At 65.5% G+C, this 18,897-nt stretch carries 19 protein-coding genes and 2 tRNA genes; 13 read left to right on the top strand and 8 right to left on the bottom strand.

Annotation, left to right across the window (positions count from 1 at the left end):
* The first annotated feature begins 841 nt into the window (after positions 1-841).
* The 4 genes from ACX9NE_RS17050 to ACX9NE_RS17035 all read left to right on the top strand — a co-directional run bounded on the left by ACX9NE_RS17050 (position 842) and on the right by ACX9NE_RS17035 (position 3,473).
* Positions 842-1,639 carry a fumarylacetoacetate hydrolase family protein gene (locus ACX9NE_RS17050; protein WP_459365174.1) on the top strand — a complete coding sequence of 266 codons (798 nt, stop codon included), beginning with the start codon at positions 842-844 and terminating at the stop codon, positions 1,637-1,639.
* Positions 1,636-3,108 (top strand): glutamate--tRNA ligase, encoded by a 1,473-nt coding sequence (gltX, locus tag ACX9NE_RS17045; protein WP_459365175.1) that lies wholly within the window; start codon positions 1,636-1,638, stop codon positions 3,106-3,108. Before ACX9NE_RS17050 ends, gltX begins: the two co-directional genes overlap by 4 nt.
* A 137-nt stretch (positions 3,109-3,245) precedes the next feature.
* Positions 3,246-3,317 (top strand) — tRNA-Gln (locus tag ACX9NE_RS17040).
* 83 nt (positions 3,318-3,400) lie between these two features.
* Positions 3,401-3,473: transfer RNA gene (locus tag ACX9NE_RS17035), tRNA-Glu, on the top strand.
* A 17-nt stretch (positions 3,474-3,490) separates the two neighbouring features.
* On the opposite strand, the gene ACX9NE_RS17030 is transcribed toward ACX9NE_RS17035, so the two are convergent.
* Both ACX9NE_RS17030 and ACX9NE_RS17025 read right to left on the bottom strand, forming a co-directional pair.
* Positions 3,491-4,003 (bottom strand): PPOX class F420-dependent oxidoreductase, encoded by a 513-nt coding sequence (locus ACX9NE_RS17030; protein ID WP_459370829.1) that lies wholly within the window; start codon positions 4,001-4,003, stop codon positions 3,491-3,493.
* Positions 4,004-4,034: 31 nt separating this feature from the next.
* Positions 4,035-4,736 carry an IclR family transcriptional regulator gene (locus tag ACX9NE_RS17025; protein WP_459364787.1) on the bottom strand — a complete coding sequence of 234 codons (702 nt, stop codon included), beginning with the start codon at positions 4,734-4,736 and terminating at the stop codon, positions 4,035-4,037.
* 80 nt (positions 4,737-4,816) lie between these two features.
* Here ACX9NE_RS17025 and leuC point away from each other — a divergent pair, with 80 nt between their 5' ends.
* The 3 genes from leuC to ACX9NE_RS17010 all read left to right on the top strand — a co-directional run bounded on the left by leuC (position 4,817) and on the right by ACX9NE_RS17010 (position 7,765).
* A complete protein-coding gene (gene leuC / locus ACX9NE_RS17020; protein ID WP_459364788.1) occupies positions 4,817-6,256 on the top strand; it encodes a 3-isopropylmalate dehydratase large subunit in 1,440 nt (479 codons plus the stop codon).
* A 37-nt stretch (positions 6,257-6,293) separates the two neighbouring features.
* Positions 6,294-6,890 (top strand): 3-isopropylmalate dehydratase small subunit, encoded by a 597-nt coding sequence (gene leuD / locus ACX9NE_RS17015; RefSeq protein WP_459364789.1) that lies wholly within the window; start codon positions 6,294-6,296, stop codon positions 6,888-6,890.
* A gap of 212 nt (positions 6,891-7,102) precedes the next feature.
* Complete coding sequence (locus ACX9NE_RS17010) at positions 7,103-7,765, top strand: HU family DNA-binding protein (protein ID WP_459364790.1); 663 nt, start codon at positions 7,103-7,105, stop codon at positions 7,763-7,765.
* Between the two features lie 59 nt (positions 7,766-7,824).
* Here the strand turns inward: ACX9NE_RS17010 and mutT1 are convergent, their stop codons facing one another.
* The 3 genes from mutT1 to cofC form a co-directional block, all read right to left on the bottom strand.
* Positions 7,825-8,781 (bottom strand): 8-oxo-(d)GTP phosphatase MutT1, encoded by a 957-nt coding sequence (gene mutT1 / locus ACX9NE_RS17005; protein ID WP_459364791.1) that lies wholly within the window; start codon positions 8,779-8,781, stop codon positions 7,825-7,827.
* Between the two features lie 63 nt (positions 8,782-8,844).
* On the bottom strand, positions 8,845-11,040 hold the full coding sequence (locus ACX9NE_RS17000; protein WP_459364792.1) for an RNA degradosome polyphosphate kinase: 2,196 nt from the start codon (positions 11,038-11,040) through the stop codon (positions 8,845-8,847).
* Positions 11,041-11,118: 78 nt separating this feature from the next.
* The gene (gene cofC / locus ACX9NE_RS16995) at positions 11,119-11,766 is read right to left on the bottom strand and encodes a 2-phospho-L-lactate guanylyltransferase (protein WP_459364793.1); all 648 of its coding nucleotides are present in this window, start codon (positions 11,764-11,766) and stop codon (positions 11,119-11,121) included.
* Between the two features lie 127 nt (positions 11,767-11,893).
* Here cofC and ACX9NE_RS16990 point away from each other — a divergent pair, with 127 nt between their 5' ends.
* Positions 11,894-12,901: an NAD(P)H-dependent glycerol-3-phosphate dehydrogenase gene (locus ACX9NE_RS16990; RefSeq protein ID WP_459364794.1), complete on the top strand. Its 1,008-nt coding sequence runs from the start codon at positions 11,894-11,896 to the stop codon at positions 12,899-12,901.
* A 78-nt stretch (positions 12,902-12,979) separates the two neighbouring features.
* Positions 12,980-14,089: a D-alanine--D-alanine ligase family protein gene (locus ACX9NE_RS16985; RefSeq protein WP_459364795.1), complete on the top strand. Its 1,110-nt coding sequence runs from the start codon at positions 12,980-12,982 to the stop codon at positions 14,087-14,089.
* On the opposite strand, the gene ACX9NE_RS16980 is transcribed toward ACX9NE_RS16985, so the two are convergent.
* A complete protein-coding gene (locus ACX9NE_RS16980; RefSeq protein ID WP_459364820.1) occupies positions 14,086-14,595 on the bottom strand; it encodes a DUF3515 domain-containing protein in 510 nt (169 codons plus the stop codon). The two genes, ACX9NE_RS16985 and ACX9NE_RS16980, sit on opposite strands and share 4 nt — an antisense overlap.
* 174 nt (positions 14,596-14,769) lie before the next feature.
* Here ACX9NE_RS16980 and ACX9NE_RS16975 point away from each other — a divergent pair, with 174 nt between their 5' ends.
* Genes ACX9NE_RS16975 through ACX9NE_RS16960 form a run of 4 tightly spaced genes read left to right on the top strand, consistent with a single transcriptional unit; the run spans position 14,770 to position 17,504 of the window.
* On the top strand, positions 14,770-15,732 hold the full coding sequence (locus ACX9NE_RS16975) for a thiamine-phosphate kinase (protein ID WP_459364796.1): 963 nt from the start codon (positions 14,770-14,772) through the stop codon (positions 15,730-15,732).
* A 19-nt stretch (positions 15,733-15,751) separates the two neighbouring features.
* A complete protein-coding gene (locus tag ACX9NE_RS16970) occupies positions 15,752-16,042 on the top strand; it encodes a DUF1330 domain-containing protein (RefSeq protein WP_459364797.1) in 291 nt (96 codons plus the stop codon).
* Positions 16,039-16,722 (top strand): uracil-DNA glycosylase, encoded by a 684-nt coding sequence (locus tag ACX9NE_RS16965; protein ID WP_459364798.1) that lies wholly within the window; start codon positions 16,039-16,041, stop codon positions 16,720-16,722. The genes ACX9NE_RS16970 and ACX9NE_RS16965 overlap by 4 nt, the downstream gene beginning before the upstream one ends.
* Entirely contained in the window at positions 16,719-17,504 is a 786-nt protein-coding gene (locus ACX9NE_RS16960) for a hypothetical protein (protein ID WP_459364799.1), read from the top strand. The genes ACX9NE_RS16965 and ACX9NE_RS16960 overlap by 4 nt, the downstream gene beginning before the upstream one ends.
* Before the next feature lie 12 nt (positions 17,505-17,516).
* On the opposite strand, the gene ACX9NE_RS16955 is transcribed toward ACX9NE_RS16960, so the two are convergent.
* Both ACX9NE_RS16955 and ACX9NE_RS16950 read right to left on the bottom strand, forming a co-directional pair.
* Positions 17,517-17,912 carry a hypothetical protein gene (locus tag ACX9NE_RS16955; RefSeq protein ID WP_459364800.1) on the bottom strand — a complete coding sequence of 132 codons (396 nt, stop codon included), beginning with the start codon at positions 17,910-17,912 and terminating at the stop codon, positions 17,517-17,519.
* Positions 17,913-18,093: 181 nt separating this feature from the next.
* On the bottom strand, positions 18,094-18,894 hold the full coding sequence (locus tag ACX9NE_RS16950) for a hypothetical protein (protein WP_459364801.1): 801 nt from the start codon (positions 18,892-18,894) through the stop codon (positions 18,094-18,096).
* Positions 18,895-18,897 lie beyond the last annotated feature (3 nt).

Raw genomic sequence — 18,897 nt, 5'->3', positions numbered from 1 at the left:
GACCACTTGGCCGTGGTGTGGCGGTTCGGGTCGTTCCCGAACCACCGAGCACCCGGGCGCCGGAGGATGACGCCAAGTCCTGGCAGGGAGTTCGTAGACGTTGGCGTCCGGGTGTGCCTCACCTTGTGTCGCCAACTCGGCCCCGAGGCGGGCGATCTGGCGGTTCAGCTCGGCGATGAGGCCGACCGCAGCGTACCGGGGCGGGCGCGGCACGCTGCTCGGTGCGAAGCAGCGCTTTGCTCTGCAGTGCCCGGGTGTCGAGGTTGCGTTGGCGCCCAGCGGTTTTGAGTGCAGTTCGGATCTTGGCCAGGTTCGGCGTGCAGCGTCGGCGGGGGTCGGGGCGCGGCCCCGAATGGCCAGGGCGTTCCGGTCGGCCAGATCCTGGAACACCTCCAGCGCCGCTGGTAGTGCTCGCGCAGCGCCGAGGGCAGGCCGTTGGCGTCGGCTTGTCCGATCGCAGCCAGGCAGCAGGTAGGCTCCGTAACACCAGCCGACCGCCGGTGTCGTCCATCAGGTGTACGCCGTGATGATCTTCTGCCCAATCGTCTCCGGCGAGCCGCATGTGATCGACCTCCCTCGGCCCGGTGTTGGGTGAAACCTGTTCGAGCCGAAAGACACCCGGCGCCGGCCTAATGGAGCAGTGCTCAAACCGGCCCGACATCCCATGAGCGCTGCAGATGACTTCGTCAACCGGTCGGGGCACGATGTAGCCCTGGGAATCGACCATCACTTCAGGCTCGAATAGTGCGCACCGACAGGCGGGCTCGGTAATCACCCGATCCGCTCAACAACAAGATCCCCGTTAAGGACACGCCGATCGACTCCCATTAGGCTCATCCGAATGCGCCTTGGACGAATCGCCAGCCCCGATGGAGTCGCGTTTGTCAGCATCGAAGGAGAACTCGACGACCCCAGCGGCATGACGGTCCGCGAAATTGCCGAGCACCCCTTCGGCACGCCCAGTTTCACCGGCCGTTCCTGGCCGCTGGCCGATGTCCGGCTGCTGGCCCCGATCCTGGCCAGCAAGGTTGTCTGCATCGGCAAGAACTACGCCGACCACATCGCCGAGATGGGCGGTCAGGCACCGGCCGACCCGGTGATCTTTCTCAAACCCAACACCGCGATCATCGGTCCGAATGTACCGATTCGTTTGCCCGCCAACGCATCACCCGTGCACTTCGAGGGCGAGCTGGCGGTGGTGATCGGCCGCGCGTGCAAGGACGTCAGCAAGAATCAGGCCGCCGAGAATATCCTCGGTTACACCATCGGCAACGACGTGTCGGCTCGTGACCAGCAGCAGGCTGACGGCCAGTGGACCAGAGCCAAGGGGCACGACAGCTTCTGCCCGGTCGGCCCGTGGATCGTCACCGACTTGAATCCCTTGGACCCCGGCGATCTAGCCTTGCGCACCGAGGTCAACGGCGAAGTCAAACAGGACGCCCGCACCTCGCTGATGATCCATGACGTCGGAGACATCATCGAGTGGATATCGGCGGTGATGACGCTGCTGCCAGGCGATCTCATACTTACCGGAACTCCGGCGGGGGTCGGTCCCATCGAGGACGGGGACACCGTCTCGGTCACCGTCGAGGGTATCGGCACCCTGACCAATCCTGTTGTCCGCAAAGGAAAGTCGTGACCACCGCAGAGCATGTCCGGGTTCGGTTCTGCCCGTCGCCCACCGGGATACCCCATGTCGGGATGATTCGTACCGCATTGTTCAACTGGGCCTACGCCAGGCACACCGGCGGTACCTTCGTCTTCCGCATCGAGGACACCGACGTCGAGCGGGACAGCGAGGAAAGCTATTTGGCGTTGCTCGACGCCTTGCGCTGGCTCGGCCTGGACTGGGATGAGGGACCCGAGGTGGGTGGGCCCTACGGGCCATACCGGCAGTCGCAGCGCAAAGACCTTTACCGCGACGTCGTGACCCGGTTGCTCGAGGCGGGGGAGGCCTACTACGCCTTCTCCACGCCGGAGGAGGTCGAGGCCCGCCACGTCGCGGCGGGACGTAATCCCAAGCTCGGCTACGACAACTTCGACCGGCAGCTCACCGATCCGCAACGCGCGGCATACCTCGCCGAGGGCCGCAAGCCCGTGGTGCGCCTACGGATGCCGGACAAAGACCTCGTCTGGGAAGACCTGGTGCGCGGAACGACCACCTTCGCGGCCGGCACGGTCCCCGACTTCGCCTTGACGCGCGCCAGCGGAGATCCGTTGTACACCTTGGTCAACCCGTGTGACGACGCACTGATGAAGATCACCCACGTGCTGCGGGGTGAGGACCTGCTGCCGTCGACGCCACGCCAGATCGCGCTGTATCGGTCGTTGATCCGGATCGGGGTGGCCGAGCGCATCCCGCAATTCGGGCATTTTCCGCCGGTATTGGGGGAGGGGACGAAGAAGCTGTCCAAGCGTGACCCGCAGTCCAATCTGTTCCTGCATCGCGATCGTGGATTCATTCCCGAGGGCCTGCTGAATTATCTTGCATTGCTTGGCTGGTCGATCGCCGACGACCGTGACTTATTCAGCCTCGACGAGATGATCGCCGCATTCGATGTCGTCAACGTCACATCAAACCCGGCGCGCTTCGACCAGAAGAAGGCCGACGCCATCAACGCCGAGCACATCCGCCGGCTGGCTGTCGACGATTTCACGGGCCGACTGCGCGATTACCTGAATACACACGGTCATCAACTGGATCTGGACGACGCGGCTTTCAAGACGGTCGCCGAGTTGGTGCAGACCCGCATCGTGGTGCTCGGCGACGCCTGGGGCCTGCTGAAGTTTTTCAACGACGACGAGTACGCGCTCGATCCCAGGGCCGCGGCCAAGGAGCTGGGCTCCGATTCTCCGCCGGTGCTTGACGCGGCCATCGCGGCTCTTGACGGCATCCCGGAGTGGACGACGGAGCACATCGAGGGCGCGCTCAAAACCGCGTTGATCGACGGTTTGGAGCTCAAGCCGCGTAAGGCCTTCGGACCGATCCGGGTGGCCGCCACGGGCACCACGATCAGTCCGCCGCTGTTCGAGTCGCTGGAACTACTGGGCCGCGACCGGACGTTGAACCGGCTGCGCTCGGCGCGTGAGCAGATCGGGTCGGCGTAGGCGTGCGTAAGGAGCCGAGAGTCTTTGGTAGTGTGCACTGCGGCTTCAAAGGCTTGAAACGGCGTGGGTCCAGTGGCGTAACGGCCCCGGGTGTCAACCCGGGAAATGCGCTCTGACCAGTGGTTTCAGGTCGCAGATGGGGTATGGTGTAATTGGCAACACAGCTGATTCTGGTTCAGCCATTCTAGGTTCGAGTCCTGGTACCCCAGCAAAACTCCACCGGCGCCGGGCAGATCCGAGCGATTAGGCGGGGTATCCGGGTTGGGCTATGCTGACTCCTCGGATCGTTTCTGGCCCCGTCGTCTAGCGGCCTAGGACGCCGCCCTCTCACGGCGGTAGCGTGGGTTCGAATCCCATCGGGGCTACAAAACGAATTCTGCGGCTATTCGCCGCCGCCCCGTGCGGCCGCCGCTGTCGTACCACCCACCGGCATGCTGGGCAGACCCAGCTTGCGGTGATCCCATGACCGGCTGCGCCGGCTGACGATGCGCACGCCGACCCGCTTGTTCATCATCTGGTCCACAAAAGGCTTCATGTCGTCGCTGTAGGGGCCGGTGTAGCGCTCCCACACGCTGACTCCGACTCGGTGCAGCGCGTCGGGGTCATCGACGATCTCGGCCACGCCTTCGAACGACACGCCCCGCAAGGTGTCGTAGGTGTCGCCGTCCTCGAGGAGGAAGCTGACCCGCGGGTCGCGTTTGAGGTTGACGGCCTTCTGCGACTTGGCTTTGGTCTCCAGCCAGATCTCGCCGTCCACCACCGCGTACCACATCGCCGTCAGATGCGGCTGTCCGTCGGGACCGATGGTGGCCAGCGTTCCGGTCCGGCTGCGGTTCACGAAGTCGGTGATCTCGTCCTGCGACATGACGATGCTCGCGCGCTGATTCGTTCCCATGGCGTCAGTGTGTCAGGTGACCGCCACGGATCTAGAGGCGCCGTGTCAACGCTTCGGCGGCAGCCAGAAGGTCGGCGGCCCAGCGTGCGCCCGGTCGCCGGCCCATCCGGTCGATCGGGCCGGATACCGAGATTGCCGCGATCACAACGCCGCGCCCATCGCGCACCGGTGCCGAGACGCTTGCCACTCCCGGTTCGCGCTCGGCGACGCTCTGTGCCCACCCGCGCTTGCGGACTTCGGCGAGTACCCGGTCGGTGAACATCGCCTTGGGCAGCACCGCTTTCTGAGTGGCGGGGTCGCTGTGGGCCAGCAGCACCTTTGCGCCCGAACCGGCGGTCATCGGCAGCCGCGCCCCGACCGGGACGGTATCGCGAAGGCCCGCAGGTGGTTCCAAGGCGGCGACGCAGACGCGTGACGTGCCCTCACGACGGTACAACTGCACGCTCTCCCCGGTGGTCTCCCGCAGTTGCGGCAGCACCGCGGCGCTCGCGGCCAGCAATGGATCGTTGACGTGCACCGCGAGTTCGGTGACCGCGGACCCCAGGCGCCATCGACCGTCCTCGTCACGCCCGGCCAGGCGGTGCACCTCGAGGGCAGCTGCCAGGCGATAGGCGGTGGCCCTGGGCAAGCCGGTGCGCTCGCACAGTTCGGCTAGCCCGCAGGGAGATTCCGCGATCGCGTGCAGGATGCCGACGGCTTTGTCGAGGACTCCGATACCGCTATGCTGTCTCACAAGAAGATACTAGCGTCTCGCAATGTGAGAACCCAGCCCGGATGGATCGGCGAGCCGCGCATGAGTGAATCGAGATGGTGATGACAACGCAGACGCACAATCCACCCGACGCGGCCCGGCCGCGGACGCTGGCCGAGAAGGTCTGGGACGACCACGTTGTGGTGTCCGGCGGCACCGACGCCCCCGATTTGATCTACATCGATCTGCACCTGGTGCACGAGGTCACCAGTCCGCAGGCATTCGACGGTCTGCGCCTGGCCGGCCGGACGGTGCGGCGCACCGATCTGACGATTGCCACCGAGGACCACAATGTGCCCACCGTCGACATCGACAAGCCGATCGCCGACCCGGTGTCACGGACACAGGTCGAGACGTTGCGGCACAACTGCGCCGAATTCGGTGTGCGCCTGCACTCGATGGGAGATATCGAACAGGGCATCGTCCATGTCGTCGGACCTCAATTGGGCCTCACCCAACCGGGCATGACCATTGTGTGCGGCGACAGTCACACGTCCACGCACGGCGCGTTCGGGGCAATCGCCATGGGTATCGGTACTTCTGAGGTCGAACACGTCCTTGCCACCCAGACGCTTGCGCTGCGGCCGTTCAAGACAATGGCGGTCAACGTCGACGGTCCGTTGCCTCCCGGCGTCACGGCCAAAGACGTCATCCTGGCGCTGATCGCCAAGATCGGAACCGGCGGTGGACAGGGTCATGTCATCGAATATCGCGGCAGTGCCATCGAATCGCTGTCCATGGAAGGCCGGATGACGATCTGCAACATGAGCATCGAAGCCGGCGCACGTGCCGGCATGGTGGCACCCGATGACACAACTTTTGAATTCTTGCGCGGGCGTCCGCACGCGCCTACCGGTGCCGACTGGGATGCGGCGCTGGCCTATTGGCAGCAGCTGCGCACCGACCCCGGAGCCGTTTTCGACACTGAGGTGCACCTCGACGCGGCCACACTCAGCCCGTTCGTCACCTGGGGGACCAATCCGGGCCAGGGTGTGCCGCTGAGCGCCGCGGTGCCAGACCCTGAATCGATGCACGATGACGCACAGCGCCAGGCCGCGGAGAAAGCGTTGTCGTACATGGACCTTCGGCCCGGTACGCCGATGCGCGATATCCCGGTCGATGCGGTCTTCGTCGGATCGTGCACCAACGGCCGCATCGAGGATCTGCGGGTTGTGGCCGATATCTTGCGTGGTCACAAGGTCGCTCCGGGTGTGCGGATGCTCGTGGTGCCCGGCTCGATGCGGGTTCGCGCCCAAGCCGAAGCCGAAGGGCTGGGCGAAATCTTCACCGCGGCGGGAGCGCAGTGGCGGCAGGCCGGCTGCTCGATGTGTCTGGGGATGAACCCCGATCAGCTTGCGCCGGGGGAGCGTTGCGCCGCGACGTCCAACCGTAATTTCGAAGGGCGGCAGGGCAAGGGCGGCCGCACGCATCTGGTTTCGCCGGCCGTCGCCGCAGCTACCGCGGTCCGCGGCAGGCTTTCGGCGCCGGCGGATCTGAACTAGCCGACTTGAATTCACGTTGAAGAATCAGGGGAACAGCATGGAAGCTTTTGACACCCACACCGGCATCGGGGTGCCGCTGCGACGGTCCAATGTCGACACCGACCAGATCATTCCCGCTGTGTATCTGAAGCGGGTCACACGAACCGGTTTCGAAGACGGTTTGTTCGCGAGTTGGCGCTCAGATCCGTCATTCGTGCTCAATCTCAGCCCCTTTGACCGTGGCTCAGTCTTGGTCGCCGGGCCGGACTTCGGTACCGGATCCTCGCGCGAGCACGCGGTCTGGGCGCTGCTGGACTACGGATTCCGAGTGGTTATCTCGTCCCGCTTCGGTGACATTTTTCGCGGCAACGCCGGCAAGGCGGGGCTGTTGGCGGCCGAAGTCGACCAAGATGGCGTCGAACTTCTCTGGAAGCTCATCGAGCAGAGTCCCGGGCTGGAAATCACTGTCAATCTTCAAGATCGAAATATCACCGCGGGAACGTCGGTGTTGCCGTTCAGGATTGACGATCACACCGCCTTCAGATTGTTCCACGGACTCGACGATATAGCCCTTACGCTGCAGAAACTCGACAAGATCGAGGCCTTCGAGGCGGGCCGACCGGGGTGGAAACCGCGTACTCTGCCGACTTCCTGAAGCGTCGGACAGCGCCGAATTGACGCGCTAATCCGGGGGCATTTCGAGGCCGCGCCAGCGACCAAGGGCGGCAATCGGATTGCTGAAATGGCGGCCTCGCAACGGCATTTGCGGCCTGAAATTGCGCGTGGCTCTTGGCAATTTGCCAGTTGAGGGTTTACCGTAGTGCACTAGTCGGTTCCAAAAGCGGACCACTGGCCTCGGAGGGTTGGATGAATAAAGCAGAGCTCATAGATGTGCTCACACAGAAATTGGGCTCAGACCGTCGGCAGGCGACCGCCGCTGTCGAGAATGTCGTCGACACGATTGTGCGTGCGGTCCACAAGGGCGACAGCGTGACCATTACCGGTTTCGGTGTCTTCGAACAGCGTCGCCGCGCGGCCCGGGTAGCCCGCAATCCGCGCACCGGCGAGACGGTGAAAGTGAAGCCGACGTCTGTTCCGGCATTCCGCCCCGGAGCTCAATTCAAAGCGGTTGTGGCTGGCGCACAAAAGCTCCCGGCCGAAGGCCCCGCGGTGAAGCGAGGCGTGGTTGCCAGTGCGGCGAAGAAGACGGCCGCCAAGAAGGCTCCGGCCAAGAAGGCCGCGACCAGGGCTCCGGCCAAGAAGGCCGCGACCAGGGCTCCGGCCAAGAAGGCTGCGACCAAGGCCCCCGCCGCTAAAAAGGCTGCGACCAAGGCTCCGGTGAAGAAGGCTGCGACCAAGGCCCCCGCCGCTAAAAAGGCTGCGACGAAGGCTCCGGTGAAGAAGGCCGCGACGAAGGCTCCGGTGAAGAAGGCCGCGACCAAGGCTCCGGTGAAGAAGGCCGCGACCAAGGCTCCGGCCAAGAAGGCTCCGGCCAAAAAGGCTGCTAGTACCCGGCGCGGCCGCAAGTAATTCCTAGCACGCAAATACCCTCCGGCGGGCAGTACTGCCTTGCGGGGGGTATTCGCTTGTCAGGCGCGAACGTTCGCGGCCAGTGCGCCGCCGATGTGGTCCGCGGCGACAAGGCGGCCCGCGAACAATGACAACACCCAGGTGCTGCCTTTGAGATTGCGCGACTTGTCGGGGCGGACTCCGTCGCGTCCGCACCACCACTCGATCAGGTCCGGAATCACCTTGCCCTGTGTGCAGATCACGGGTGTGCCTGCCTGCCCAGCGATCTGCAGAACGCGCTGCCGGCCTCGCTTGGGATTCTTGGCGTAGGCCTCCTCGGTCAGGAGGGGCTCGTTCTGAATGTTCACGCCCAACTCCGCGGCAACGGGTTCCACCGTTTGATGGCAGCGCACCCGGTCCGCCGCGTATACGTGGTCGGCGCCGAACGCCAGCAGCTGACCCACAAGTGCCTCGGCCTGCGCGCGTCCCTTCTTGTCCAGCGGTCGCTTGGTGTCGTCGCCGCGATACCGGGACTTGCTGCCCGCGGTGCCGTGTCGTACCACTATCACCGTCTTGGTGTCCGGATGTTGTTTGGTGAACCCACGCAGCACCTTTCGGTCAGGTGCATAGTCGAGCTTTTTCATGGCGTCGGCGACCGGCAACCAGATCAGTTGGTCGACCTCGTGTCCGGGGGTGAACTCGCCGCCGGTGCTGCGGGCGGCCCAATAGTGAACCCGCTTGACGCCCTGGTCGATCGGGTAGGTGATTGTGGTGAGGCACCTGCCCAGCCGGCTGTGATGGCCGGTCTCTTCGAGCACCTCGCGTACGGCGGCAACGGCGGCGGTTTCGCCGGGATCGAGTTTGCCTTTGGGCAGTGACCAGTCGTCATACCGGGGTCGATGAATTACCGCGATCTCGACCGAATCGGACTCCGATCTGGACCCCTGCCCGCTCCCGGGTCGCCACAGCACCGCGCCCGCCGCATACACGACCCGGCTCCCCGGGCGTCGGCGGTCCGACGAGTTCTGGATCGACACCGTCACTCCTGCAGGTCAATTCGGCCACATTGCTCGCGCTGGTGGATGCCGTGCCAGGACGGGTTACGGGCTACGGTGCCGTTCCATGAGCGAAGCCTGGTGGTCGCGCACGCTCTCGCCCTCCCGCGGCGACGCCGTCCACTGGCCTTCGGGTCCGAGCTCCCAGCAGCGGGTGGACGGATCCAACGCGGACTCGAACAGATCGTCCAGGTGTGCGGTCAGCCGCGGGTCCTTGACCTGGGCCATGACCTCGACGCGCCGGTCCAGGTTGCGGTGCATCATGTCGGCGCTGCCGATCCAGAATTCGTCGATGGCGTTGAAATGCAGGATCCGCGAATGTTCCAGGAAACGGCCGAGAATCGAGCGGACGAAGATGTTTTCGGAAAGGCCTTCGGCGCCGGGGCGTAGCGCGCAGATACCGCGCACCACAACCTCCACTCGCACGCCGGCCTGGGATGCGCGATATAGCGCGTCGATGACCTGCTCGTCGACGAGGGCATTCATCTTCAGCCGGATCCGCGCGTCGTTGCCGCGGCGGTGCGCTTCGACCTCGCGTTCGACGCGCTCGATGATGCCGGTGCGAATGCCGTGCGGAGCCACTAACAGATTGCGGTAGGTCAGTTTTCGCGAGTACCCGGTCAGCGTGTTGAACAGGTCGGTGAGATCGGCGCCGATATTGGGGTCTGCGGTCAGCAGACCCACATCCTCGTACAGCCGCGCCGTCTTGCCGTTGTAGTTGCCGGTTCCGACGTGGCAGTACCGCCGGATGTGGGGGCCTTCGCGACGCACCACCAGACAGGTCTTGCAGTGTGTCTTGAGCCCGACGAAGCCGTAGACGACGTGCACGCCCGCCTGCTCGAGGGTTCGCGCCCAACGGATGTTGGCCTGCTCGTCGAAGCGCGCCTTGATCTCAACCATTGCCACGACTTGTTTTCCGGCTTCGGCGGCGTCGATCAGCGCCCGCACGATCGGGGAATCCCCCGAGGTGCGGTACAGCGTCTGCTTGATCGCCAGAACATTCGGGTCGGCCGCGGCTTGTTCGACGAACCGCTGAACGCTGGTCGAGAACGAGTCGTACGGGTGGTGCACCAGCACGTCACCTTCGCGCAGCGTGGCGAAGATGCTCTTGGGTGTCTCCCGCTCAGCGAAGGCGGGGTGGGTGGCCGGAACGAAGGCCCGGTCCTTCAGCGCCGGCCGATCCAACCCGTAGATCTGCCACATCGATGACAGATCCAGCAGCCCAGGCACTTCGATGACGTCGCCCGGATGGACGTCGAGCTCGCGCAGCAGCAGTTCCAGCATGCTCTCGGTCATGTCGTCGGCCACTTCCAGCCGCACCGGCGAACCGAACCGCCGCCGGGCCAGTTCCCGCTCCAGCGCCTGCAACAGGTCCTCGTCGCGATCCTCCTCCACTTCGAAGTCGGCGTTGCGGGTGATCCGGAAAGCATGGTGTTCGACGATTTCCATGCCGGGGAAGAGCACCGGCAGCAGGGCCGAGATCAGCTCTTCCATTGGCAGGAACCGGACGGCCACCTCGTCGTCACCGTCTCTGGCCTCGAGTTGGACGAACCGGTCGACGTTGTCGGGCACCTTGACTCGCGCGAAATGCTGGGTGCCGTCCTCGGGTTGTTTCACCGTGATCGCCAAGTTGAGGCTCAGGCCGCTCACAAAGGGAAAGGGGTGGGCGGGATCTACCGCCAGCGGGGTGAGCACCGGGAAGACCTGTTCGTGGAAATAGGTCGACAAGTGCTCCCGCTCCGCCTCGTCCAGATCGGCCCACGTGACGATGGAGATGCCCTCCTCTTCAAGAGCGGGCAGCACCGAATCAAGAAACACCCGCGCGTGGCGGCTGGCGATCTGCTGAGTCTGTTCGCCGATGCGGCGCAGTTGTTCGCGCGGCGTCAACCCGTCCGCGGATCGGACCGACAACCCCATCTCGTCGCGACGTTTGAGGCCGGCCACCCGAACCATGTAGAACTCGTCGAGATTGGAGGCGAAAATCGCCAAGAACTTCGCCCGCTCGAGCAGCGGCATCGAATTGTCGTCAGCCAGGGCAAGCACCCGAGCGTTGAAATCCAGCCAGCTGAGTTCCCGGTTGAGGTAGCGCTCCTCCGGTAACGCGTCAGTGATCGCGGCGGGGGTCGCAGCCGGCGGTGCCGCGGGAGCCGAGTCGCCAGGGTGCCACGCGTGCTCGTCGGGACGTGCCTCTGCCTCTGGGGTGGCTTCGATATCCGTCACCCTGCGATCATTGCCTATCACCTGCTGATGCGGCCAGCTGTCCCCGGAGATCCATATGTCATTGGGATGCCGTTCACCCCCCGGTCGCCTGCGACGCGCTCACCTCACCGCACGATGGGCGACAGCGCGCGCGGTCGCCGGACCGACCCCCAGCTGGCGCGCGGCCGCCAGATCAGCGGGCGTGTCGACGTCGCAACGTAGGCCCGGCCAGGCCCCGGTCAGTTCGATGGCGCCTGAACGGCGATGCTGCGCGGCGGATTCCGGTCCGAACCGGGGGTCGAGTGCGGCTCCGAAAGCGCACAGCGCGGCGGTGCCCGTGCCCAGCCGGTCGGCGACGAAGCTGCGCTGGTGGTGGCGCGCCGCCGAGATCGCCTCAGCGAGTTCCCGCGTCTGCAACGCCGGTAGATCGCCTTGCAGTGCAACGATATTGGGATTCGAGACGGCGACCGAGCGGGCTGCGGCGGTGATGGCGCTGTTCAGCGGGTCCGGGTCGTCCGAGGGCGTCGGGTCGGCCAGCACCCGGGCGCCGAGGTCGTTGGCGGCGGCGGCCGCGTCGTCATCGGGGGTGATGACAGTGATCGAACGCACCGAATCCACCCGCATTGCCGCGGTCAGAGTGTCCACCAGCATGGCCAGCACCACACTCTCGCGGGTGCGCGCCGAGAAGACCGGGGCCAGCCGGGTCTTGGCGGCGGCCAGTCGCTTGACGGCGACGATCAGTCCGACATCTCCGGGTGCGCCGCTCATGTGCTCATCCTGCCAGCGTCGTTTCGGGGGAACACGCCGGATGTGACGGCGGCCGGTCGCTGGGACTACTGTTTATCGGCTGCGGTTGCGTAACGGCGGCACTGGGTGGACGCATTAGGGGTGGTGGATGGCCGGTACGGGAACTGTCGCGGTGATGGGCGCGGGCGCATGGGGCACGGTGCTGGCCAAGGTGCTTGCCGACGCCGGGGGTGAGGTCATCTTGTGGGCCCGGCGCGCGGACGTCGCCAACAAGATCAACTCCACCCGGTACAACCCCGACTATCTACCGGGAACGTTGCTGCCTAACGGCATTCGCGCGACGAACGACGCCGAAGAAGCGCTGTCCGGCGCCACCACGGTGCTGCTGGGCGTGCCGGCCCAGACGATGCGCGCCAACCTCGAGCAGTGGAACGGCATGTGGGCTGACGGCGCGACATTGGTCAGCCTGGCCAAGGGCATCGAACTCGGCACGCTGATGCGGATGAGCCAGGTGATCGTGTCGGTCACCGGCGTGGACGCCGCGCAGGTTGCGGTCATTTCCGGGCCTAACCTGGCCAGCGAGATCGCGGAGAATCAGCCCGCCGCCACCGTTGTCGCGTGCAGCGACTCCGGGCGCGCCGTGGCGCTGCAACGGTTCCTCAACAGCGGGTACTTCCGTCCCTACACCAATTCCGACGTGGTGGGGACCGAGATCGGCGGGGCGTGCAAGAACGTCATCGCCCTGGCGTGCGGGATGGCGGTCGGGGTCGGGCTGGGCGAGAACACCGCGGCGGCCATCATCACCCGGGGGCTGGCCGAGATCATGCGGTTGGGTTTGGCGTTGGGCGCCAAAGGCGCGACGCTGGCGGGGCTGGCCGGGGTCGGCGACCTGGTGGCCACCTGCACATCCCCGTACTCGCGCAACCGCTCGCTGGGCGAGCGCCTCGGCCGCGGCGACACCATGGACACGGCGCTGCACGGCAAGGACGGTCACGTCGTCGAGGGCGTGACGTCGTGCGAGTCGGTGCTCGCCCTGGCGTCCAGTTATGACGTCGAGATGCCGCTCACCGACGCGGTGCACCGGGTGTGCCACAAGGGACTTTCGGTGAGCGAGGCGATCGCGTTGCTGCTGGGCCGCAGCACCAAGCCCGAATAGCGCGTGGCCGCCCCATAACCCCAGCTCGGTGCGGCAACGCCCACTTGTGTGCCGCTGACCCGGTAGCCTCTTTAGGTTGTGACCGCCACCAAACGCGTTCGCGTCGCCGTCGTGTTCGGTGGACGCAGCAACGAGCACGCCATTTCGTGCGTGTCGGCGGGCAGCATCCTGCGCAACCTGGATCCTCAGCGTTTCGATGTCGTGGCGATCGGCATCACCCCGCAAGGCTCCTGGGTGCTCACCGACGGCGACCCCGCCGCGCTGGCGATCAACGACCGTCAGTTGCCGGGAGTGACTGCCGATTCGGGCACCGAGCTGGCCTTGCCGGCCAGTCCCGAACGCGGCGGCCAGCTGGTGTCACTCACACCCGGGGCTTCGGAAGTCTTGGGCGCGGTGGACGTGGTGTTCCCGGTGTTGCACGGACCCTACGGTGAGGACGGCACCATTCAGGGACTGCTCGAACTCGCCGGCGTGCCGTATGTGGGCGCCGGCGTGCTGGCCAGTGCCGCGGGCATGGACAAGGAATTCACCAAGAAGCTGCTTCTCGCCGAGGGACTTCCCGTCGGCGCCCACGCGGTATTGCGTCCATCGCATCCGACGCTGAATCCGCAGGAGCGGGAGCGGTTGGGCTTGCCGGTGTTCGTCAAGCCCGCGCGTGGCGGGTCATCGATCGGCGTCAGCCGGGTGGCGAGCTGGGACGATCTGCCCGCTGCGCTCGCCGCGGCCCGTCGGCACGACCCGAAGGTGATTGTCGAGGCGGCCATCCACGGCCGTGAGCTGGAATGCGGTGTCCTCGAGATGCCCGACGGCGCAATCGAAGCCAGCACGTTGGGGGAGATCCGGGTGGCCGGCGTACGGGGACGCGAAGACTCCTTCTACGACTTCGAGACCAAATATCTGGACGACGCGGCCGAGTTGGATGTTCCGGCCAAGGTCGACGACGACACCGCTGAGGCGTTGCGCCAGTTGGCGATTCGGGCATTCCAGGCCATCGACTGCCAGGGCCTGGCGCGAGTTGACTTCTTTCTCACCGAGGAGGGGCCGGTGATCAACGAAATCAACACGATGCCGGGGTTCACCACCATCTCGATGTACCCGCGAATGTGGGCGGCCAGTGGCGTGGACTACCCGACCCTGCTGGCGACCATGGTGGACACCGCCCTGGCCCGCGGCGTGGGCCTGCGTTAGCGAGCGGGCGCCGGGTCGATCGGCACCGCGGGGATGGTGCGGTCGATGATCTCTGAAAGTTCCTGAATCGGCGCAGGTCCCGAATTCCCGGGCAGGGTGAGCGCCACGTACACCGGACGATCGACGGTGTACCAGGTGGATCTGCCTGCGTCCGTTGACTGTTGCTCCGTCACCCGGAACCATTGCACTCTGTCGACGACCTGGATCGGTGAGCCCACCACGAAATCGTCCGGTCGCGGCAGTCCGCAACGCAGGATCACCGGATCGGCATCGGCCCCGGACCGCCACGCCCGCGCACCTTCCGGTGCCGGTTGCGCTATGTCGGCGCGGCGGAAATCCCCGAGTTGCTCCGGTAGAGCCGCCATCAGCGACTGGCATGTCGCATTGCCGGCTTGCGGTGCGTCCGCGCCGGGAATGGCGATCGGTTGTTGCCGCGTGTGTAGGGTCGCCGCGAGCGCCAGGATGGCTCCGATGGTCACCACGCCCAGCATCAGCGCGGCGATCATGACAGCGCGGGGCGGGCCGCCGAGATCGGCGTCGCCTGTCACCTGGTCGTCTCCTCTGCAGTCGGGCGCATGGCCACGATTACACTGACGCGGTCCGCCCGAACGGGCTGGAACCCAACTTACCGCAGGTCGGACGGCCGTCCGCACGGCCGAGGCGCGCAGAGATGAGGTGACGTGCGCGACGACGCATCGGGGGATTCCCCTACCTTGCACCAGGTTGGTGAGTTCGCCGTGATCGAGCAGTTGGTGCGGGGTCGCAGGCAACCTGCCGCCGTGACGGTCGGACCCGGCGATGACGGGGCGGTGGTTTCGGCCGGCGACGGCCGTGTCGTCGTGTCGACCGACATGTTGGTGCAGGATCGCCACTTCCGGCTTGACTGGTCGACGCCGTTTGACGTGGGCCGCAAGGCGATTGCGCAGAACGCGGCCGACATCGAAGCGATGGGGGGGCGCCCGACGGCCTTCGTGGTCGCTTTCGGAGCGCCCGATTCGATGCCGGCTGCCCAGCTGAGCGCGTTGGTCGACGGCATGTGGGCGGAAGCGGACCTGATCGGCGCCGGTATCGCCGGCGGGGACTTGGTCAACTGTGCGCAATGGGTGGTGTCGGTGACGGTGCTCGGCGATCTCGAGGGCCGTGCACCGGTCTTGCGCTCGGGTGCGCGCGCCGGTTCGGTGCTCGCCGTCGCCGGCGAACTCGGACGCTCGGCGGCTGGATATGCATTGTGGCGCAGCAAGATCGAAGACTTCGGCGAGTTGCGCTACCGGCATCTGGTGCCGGCGCCTCCCTACGGGCAGGGGGCGATGGCCGCGAACGGCGGCGCCTCGGCGATGATCGACGTCTCCGACGGTCTGGTGGCCGATCTGCGGCACGTGGCGGCGGCTTCCGGGGTGGGAATCGACTTGTCCGCCGAAGCGTTGGCCGTCGACTGCGACGCGGTGTCCCAGGCGGCCGCTGCCGCCGGTGCCGACCCGTGGGGGTGGGTACTCGGCGGCGGTGAGGACCACGCTTTGGCGGCATGCTTCGCCGATGCGGTTCCGGCCGGATGGCGGGTGATCGGGCAGGTGGTCGACGGGCCGGCGCGGGTAACGGTCGACGGCCGGGAGTGGGAAGGGTACGCGGGGTGGCAGTCGTTTTAGGGTGGCTAGGGTGGCGGCGATGACCGTCTACGCGATTGCCCAGCTGAAGTTCACCGACCGGGCGGCCTATGACCGCTACCAAGCGCGATTCATGGACGTTTTCCGTCGTTACGCCGGAACCGTGCTCGCTGCCGATGAGTCACCGGAAGTGGTGGAGGGTGAGTGGGACCGCGAGAAAGTGGTGCTCATGTCGTTTCCCGACGTGATCGCGTTCCGCAACTGGGCGCAATCGCCGGAATATCAGGAGATTTCGAAGGACCGCCGGGCCGGCGCCGACTCCGTGGTGCTGTTGGTGACGGGACTGCAATGACCGCGCGCCCGCTGAACGAACTCGTCGAATCGGGCTGGGCGACGGCGCTGGCGCCGGTGGCCGATCAGGTGGGCAAGATGGGTCAGTTCCTGCGTGAAGAGATCGCGGCCGGCCGGCGATATCTGCCGGCGGGTCCGAACGTGTTGCGCGCCTTCACATTTCCGTTCGACAGTGTCCGGGTGCTCATCGTCGGGCAGGATCCCTATCCGACGCCCGGCCACGCGGTCGGCCTGAGCTTCTCGGTGGCGCCCGATGTGCGTCCGTTGCCGCGCAGCCTATCCAACATCTTCGACGAGTACAGCACCGACCTCGGTTTCCCGCAGCCGTCCAACGGCGACCTGACGCCTTGGTCCCAGCGCGGTGTGATGCTGCTGAACCGGGTGCTTACCGTGCGTCCGAGCAACCCGGCGTCGCACCGGGGGAAGGGATGGGAAGCGGTGACCGAGTGCGCGATTCGTGCTCTGGTGGGGCGCGAGCAGCCTATGGTGGCGATCCTGTGGGGGCGCGACGCGTCGACGCTCAAGCCGATGCTCGCCGCCGGCAACTGCGTCGCGATCGAATCGGCGCACCCGTCGCCATTGTCGGCGTCGCGCGGGTTTTTCGGATCGCGGCCGTTCAGTCGTGCCAATGAGCTGCTCACCGGCATGGGGGCCGACCCGATCGATTGGCGGCTGCCGTGACGACGACCGTACGAGTGGACCAAGTCGGCAGCATCACACTGATCGACCTGTTGGGAATCTGCGACGTGCAGGGCCGGGACGGATTGCCGTATCCGTTCTGGCGGACTCAGCCTGTCGCCGTCCCCGAGATGAATGCCTCGAGCGTGGCGGAGCGATTCGACTCGGGAGACCTGCGCGTGTTCCAGTCGTGGGTGCGAGCCCATGCGGAGGCCGACATCTGGGTGGAGTGCCGGGTGAACTTCACATCTGAGGATCCCGATTTGCGGATACTGGCTTATCGCGCAGGCGAATTGGGGTTCTTTGCCTCCCAGCGGCCGGGCGAAGACGTTGTCGACGTGTTCGCACTATCGCCCTATGACCTGGGTGCCGCAATCGCCGGATCGGTGAATTTAGTTGCCGCCGGCACTCATTCGGAGATTGTGATTCCGGGATACCTGGATAGGTTCACTAGCAGTGTCCCGATAGACGAGGACGACGACGATTTTGAGTTGCAGGTGTCCTCGCGGGTGGCGCCGACGCGCCGACGCGAGCACGTGGTATCGGCGGGCGACGTGGCAGTGATGACGACGGTGCAGTCCCGCTGCGTACCCGCACGCGAGTGGGGGGTCGATTGGTGTGAGAAGGTCGCCGTCTGCGTGCGGCTACGGGACGACGGCGACTACCTTTTCACACCCGACCTCGAACGGGCGGTGCCGGTGACGGCACAAGCTCTTGCCGACCGCATCGACAATCTGATCGCCGAGGATGTCGCCGTGTTGCGCAGACGCCGCGGGCTCGGCTGAACTCGGATGGTGTCAGACTGCTGGTGATCGACGTTCGGCGCGCGCGCGTCGGATGCCTGATATTGCGATGAGGCTTGTGCAGATCAGCAGTACGCCGGTGGTCGCGACTTCGGCGATCACCACGCCAGTATTGAGGAAGGCGCGGTCAGGGTCGGCCGGGCTGACGAACGCTTTGAGATCGCCGATCAAGAACGCCGGATGGATCAGGCACGCGATCACTTCGACGAACGCGACGAGCGCGAAGATGGGTGCAGCGAGGCCGAGCCAGCGCATTCGTGTCGCGGTCGCGAATGCGACGGTGGCCGCGAGCGAGGCGATCAGCACAACCCACCCCGGCACGGTGTTGATGAGCTGACCAAGCGGTGGACCGATCCTTGCGAAGTATTCGTTGTTCTCGCCGGCGTACACACCAAAAGCATTCCAATACAGCCCAATGTCGTAAAACCGTACCCACGACAGAAACGTGAGTCCGGCTGATGCGATACCCGTGACGACAGCTAATATGAAGACCGCCTTTCTCGGCAACTGAAAGTCCTCCAAACTCGTTAGCGGCTGCTGCCGAATGTGCGGTCGACGTACGATTGAGCGCTCACATCTGATTGGCTTTGATCCATTCGGGGAATTGCGGTTTGACTGGCTCGCGGGGCATTTGAAAAGTGGGGTCGTCGGGCGGTGGGTTGAGAAAGTTTTCACCCGGCGGCCGCCAGAGGTAGGGGAGTTGAGAATGCCACCAGTCGCCGCACCTCGCCGGGATGCCTGCGGGCTCGAAGTCGACCAGTTTGGTGATGTGCCAGCTCTGAAAGACGTTCCAGCTCGGTGGCATTTCGGCGCGGGGATCGACCCGATCGGGGTGGTCGTCGACCAGGCTGGTGGGCTGGGTGTCGGAGGCGGGGCCCGATAATTCGATACGCCGGGCATCGCGCAGCGTGTTCGGGTTGAGTCCGGTGGTGTTCTGCGGCGCGGCGATCGTGTATCCGCAGACAATCGCCTCGATATTCTTGTGGTCGGCCGAGATCGTCAGCTCGGCGATATAGAGATACTGCGTTCGCGGCGATTTGCCGATCTCGACATATCCGGGGCTGGATTGCGTTGTGTTGAATTGATAGTTCGCGTCGCCCGGAAATCGGGGGCCGCCGGTCGCAACCAGGTAGCCCGGGAAAGTTTTATCTGGACCATAAATATTTGTCAGTTCGAGCGCTTCTCTCGTCGCGCGGACAAGTTCGGCGGGGCGGGAAAATACATCGATCTGCGCCGCAGCGGTCCAGACATGACTGAACTGCGGGTGTAATTGCTCGACGGTCGTCGGCCCCGCCTGCAGCTGGGCGGGCCCGCTTGAGCATCCTGCCGCGGCGACAATAGTCACAACGTCAAGCAGCAGGCGCGCACGCATCGC

Source organism: Mycobacterium sp. ML4 (assembly GCF_054515735.1).
The sequence above is the reverse complement of the archived record's forward strand: the minus strand, read 5'-3'. Positions and strand labels throughout refer to the sequence as shown.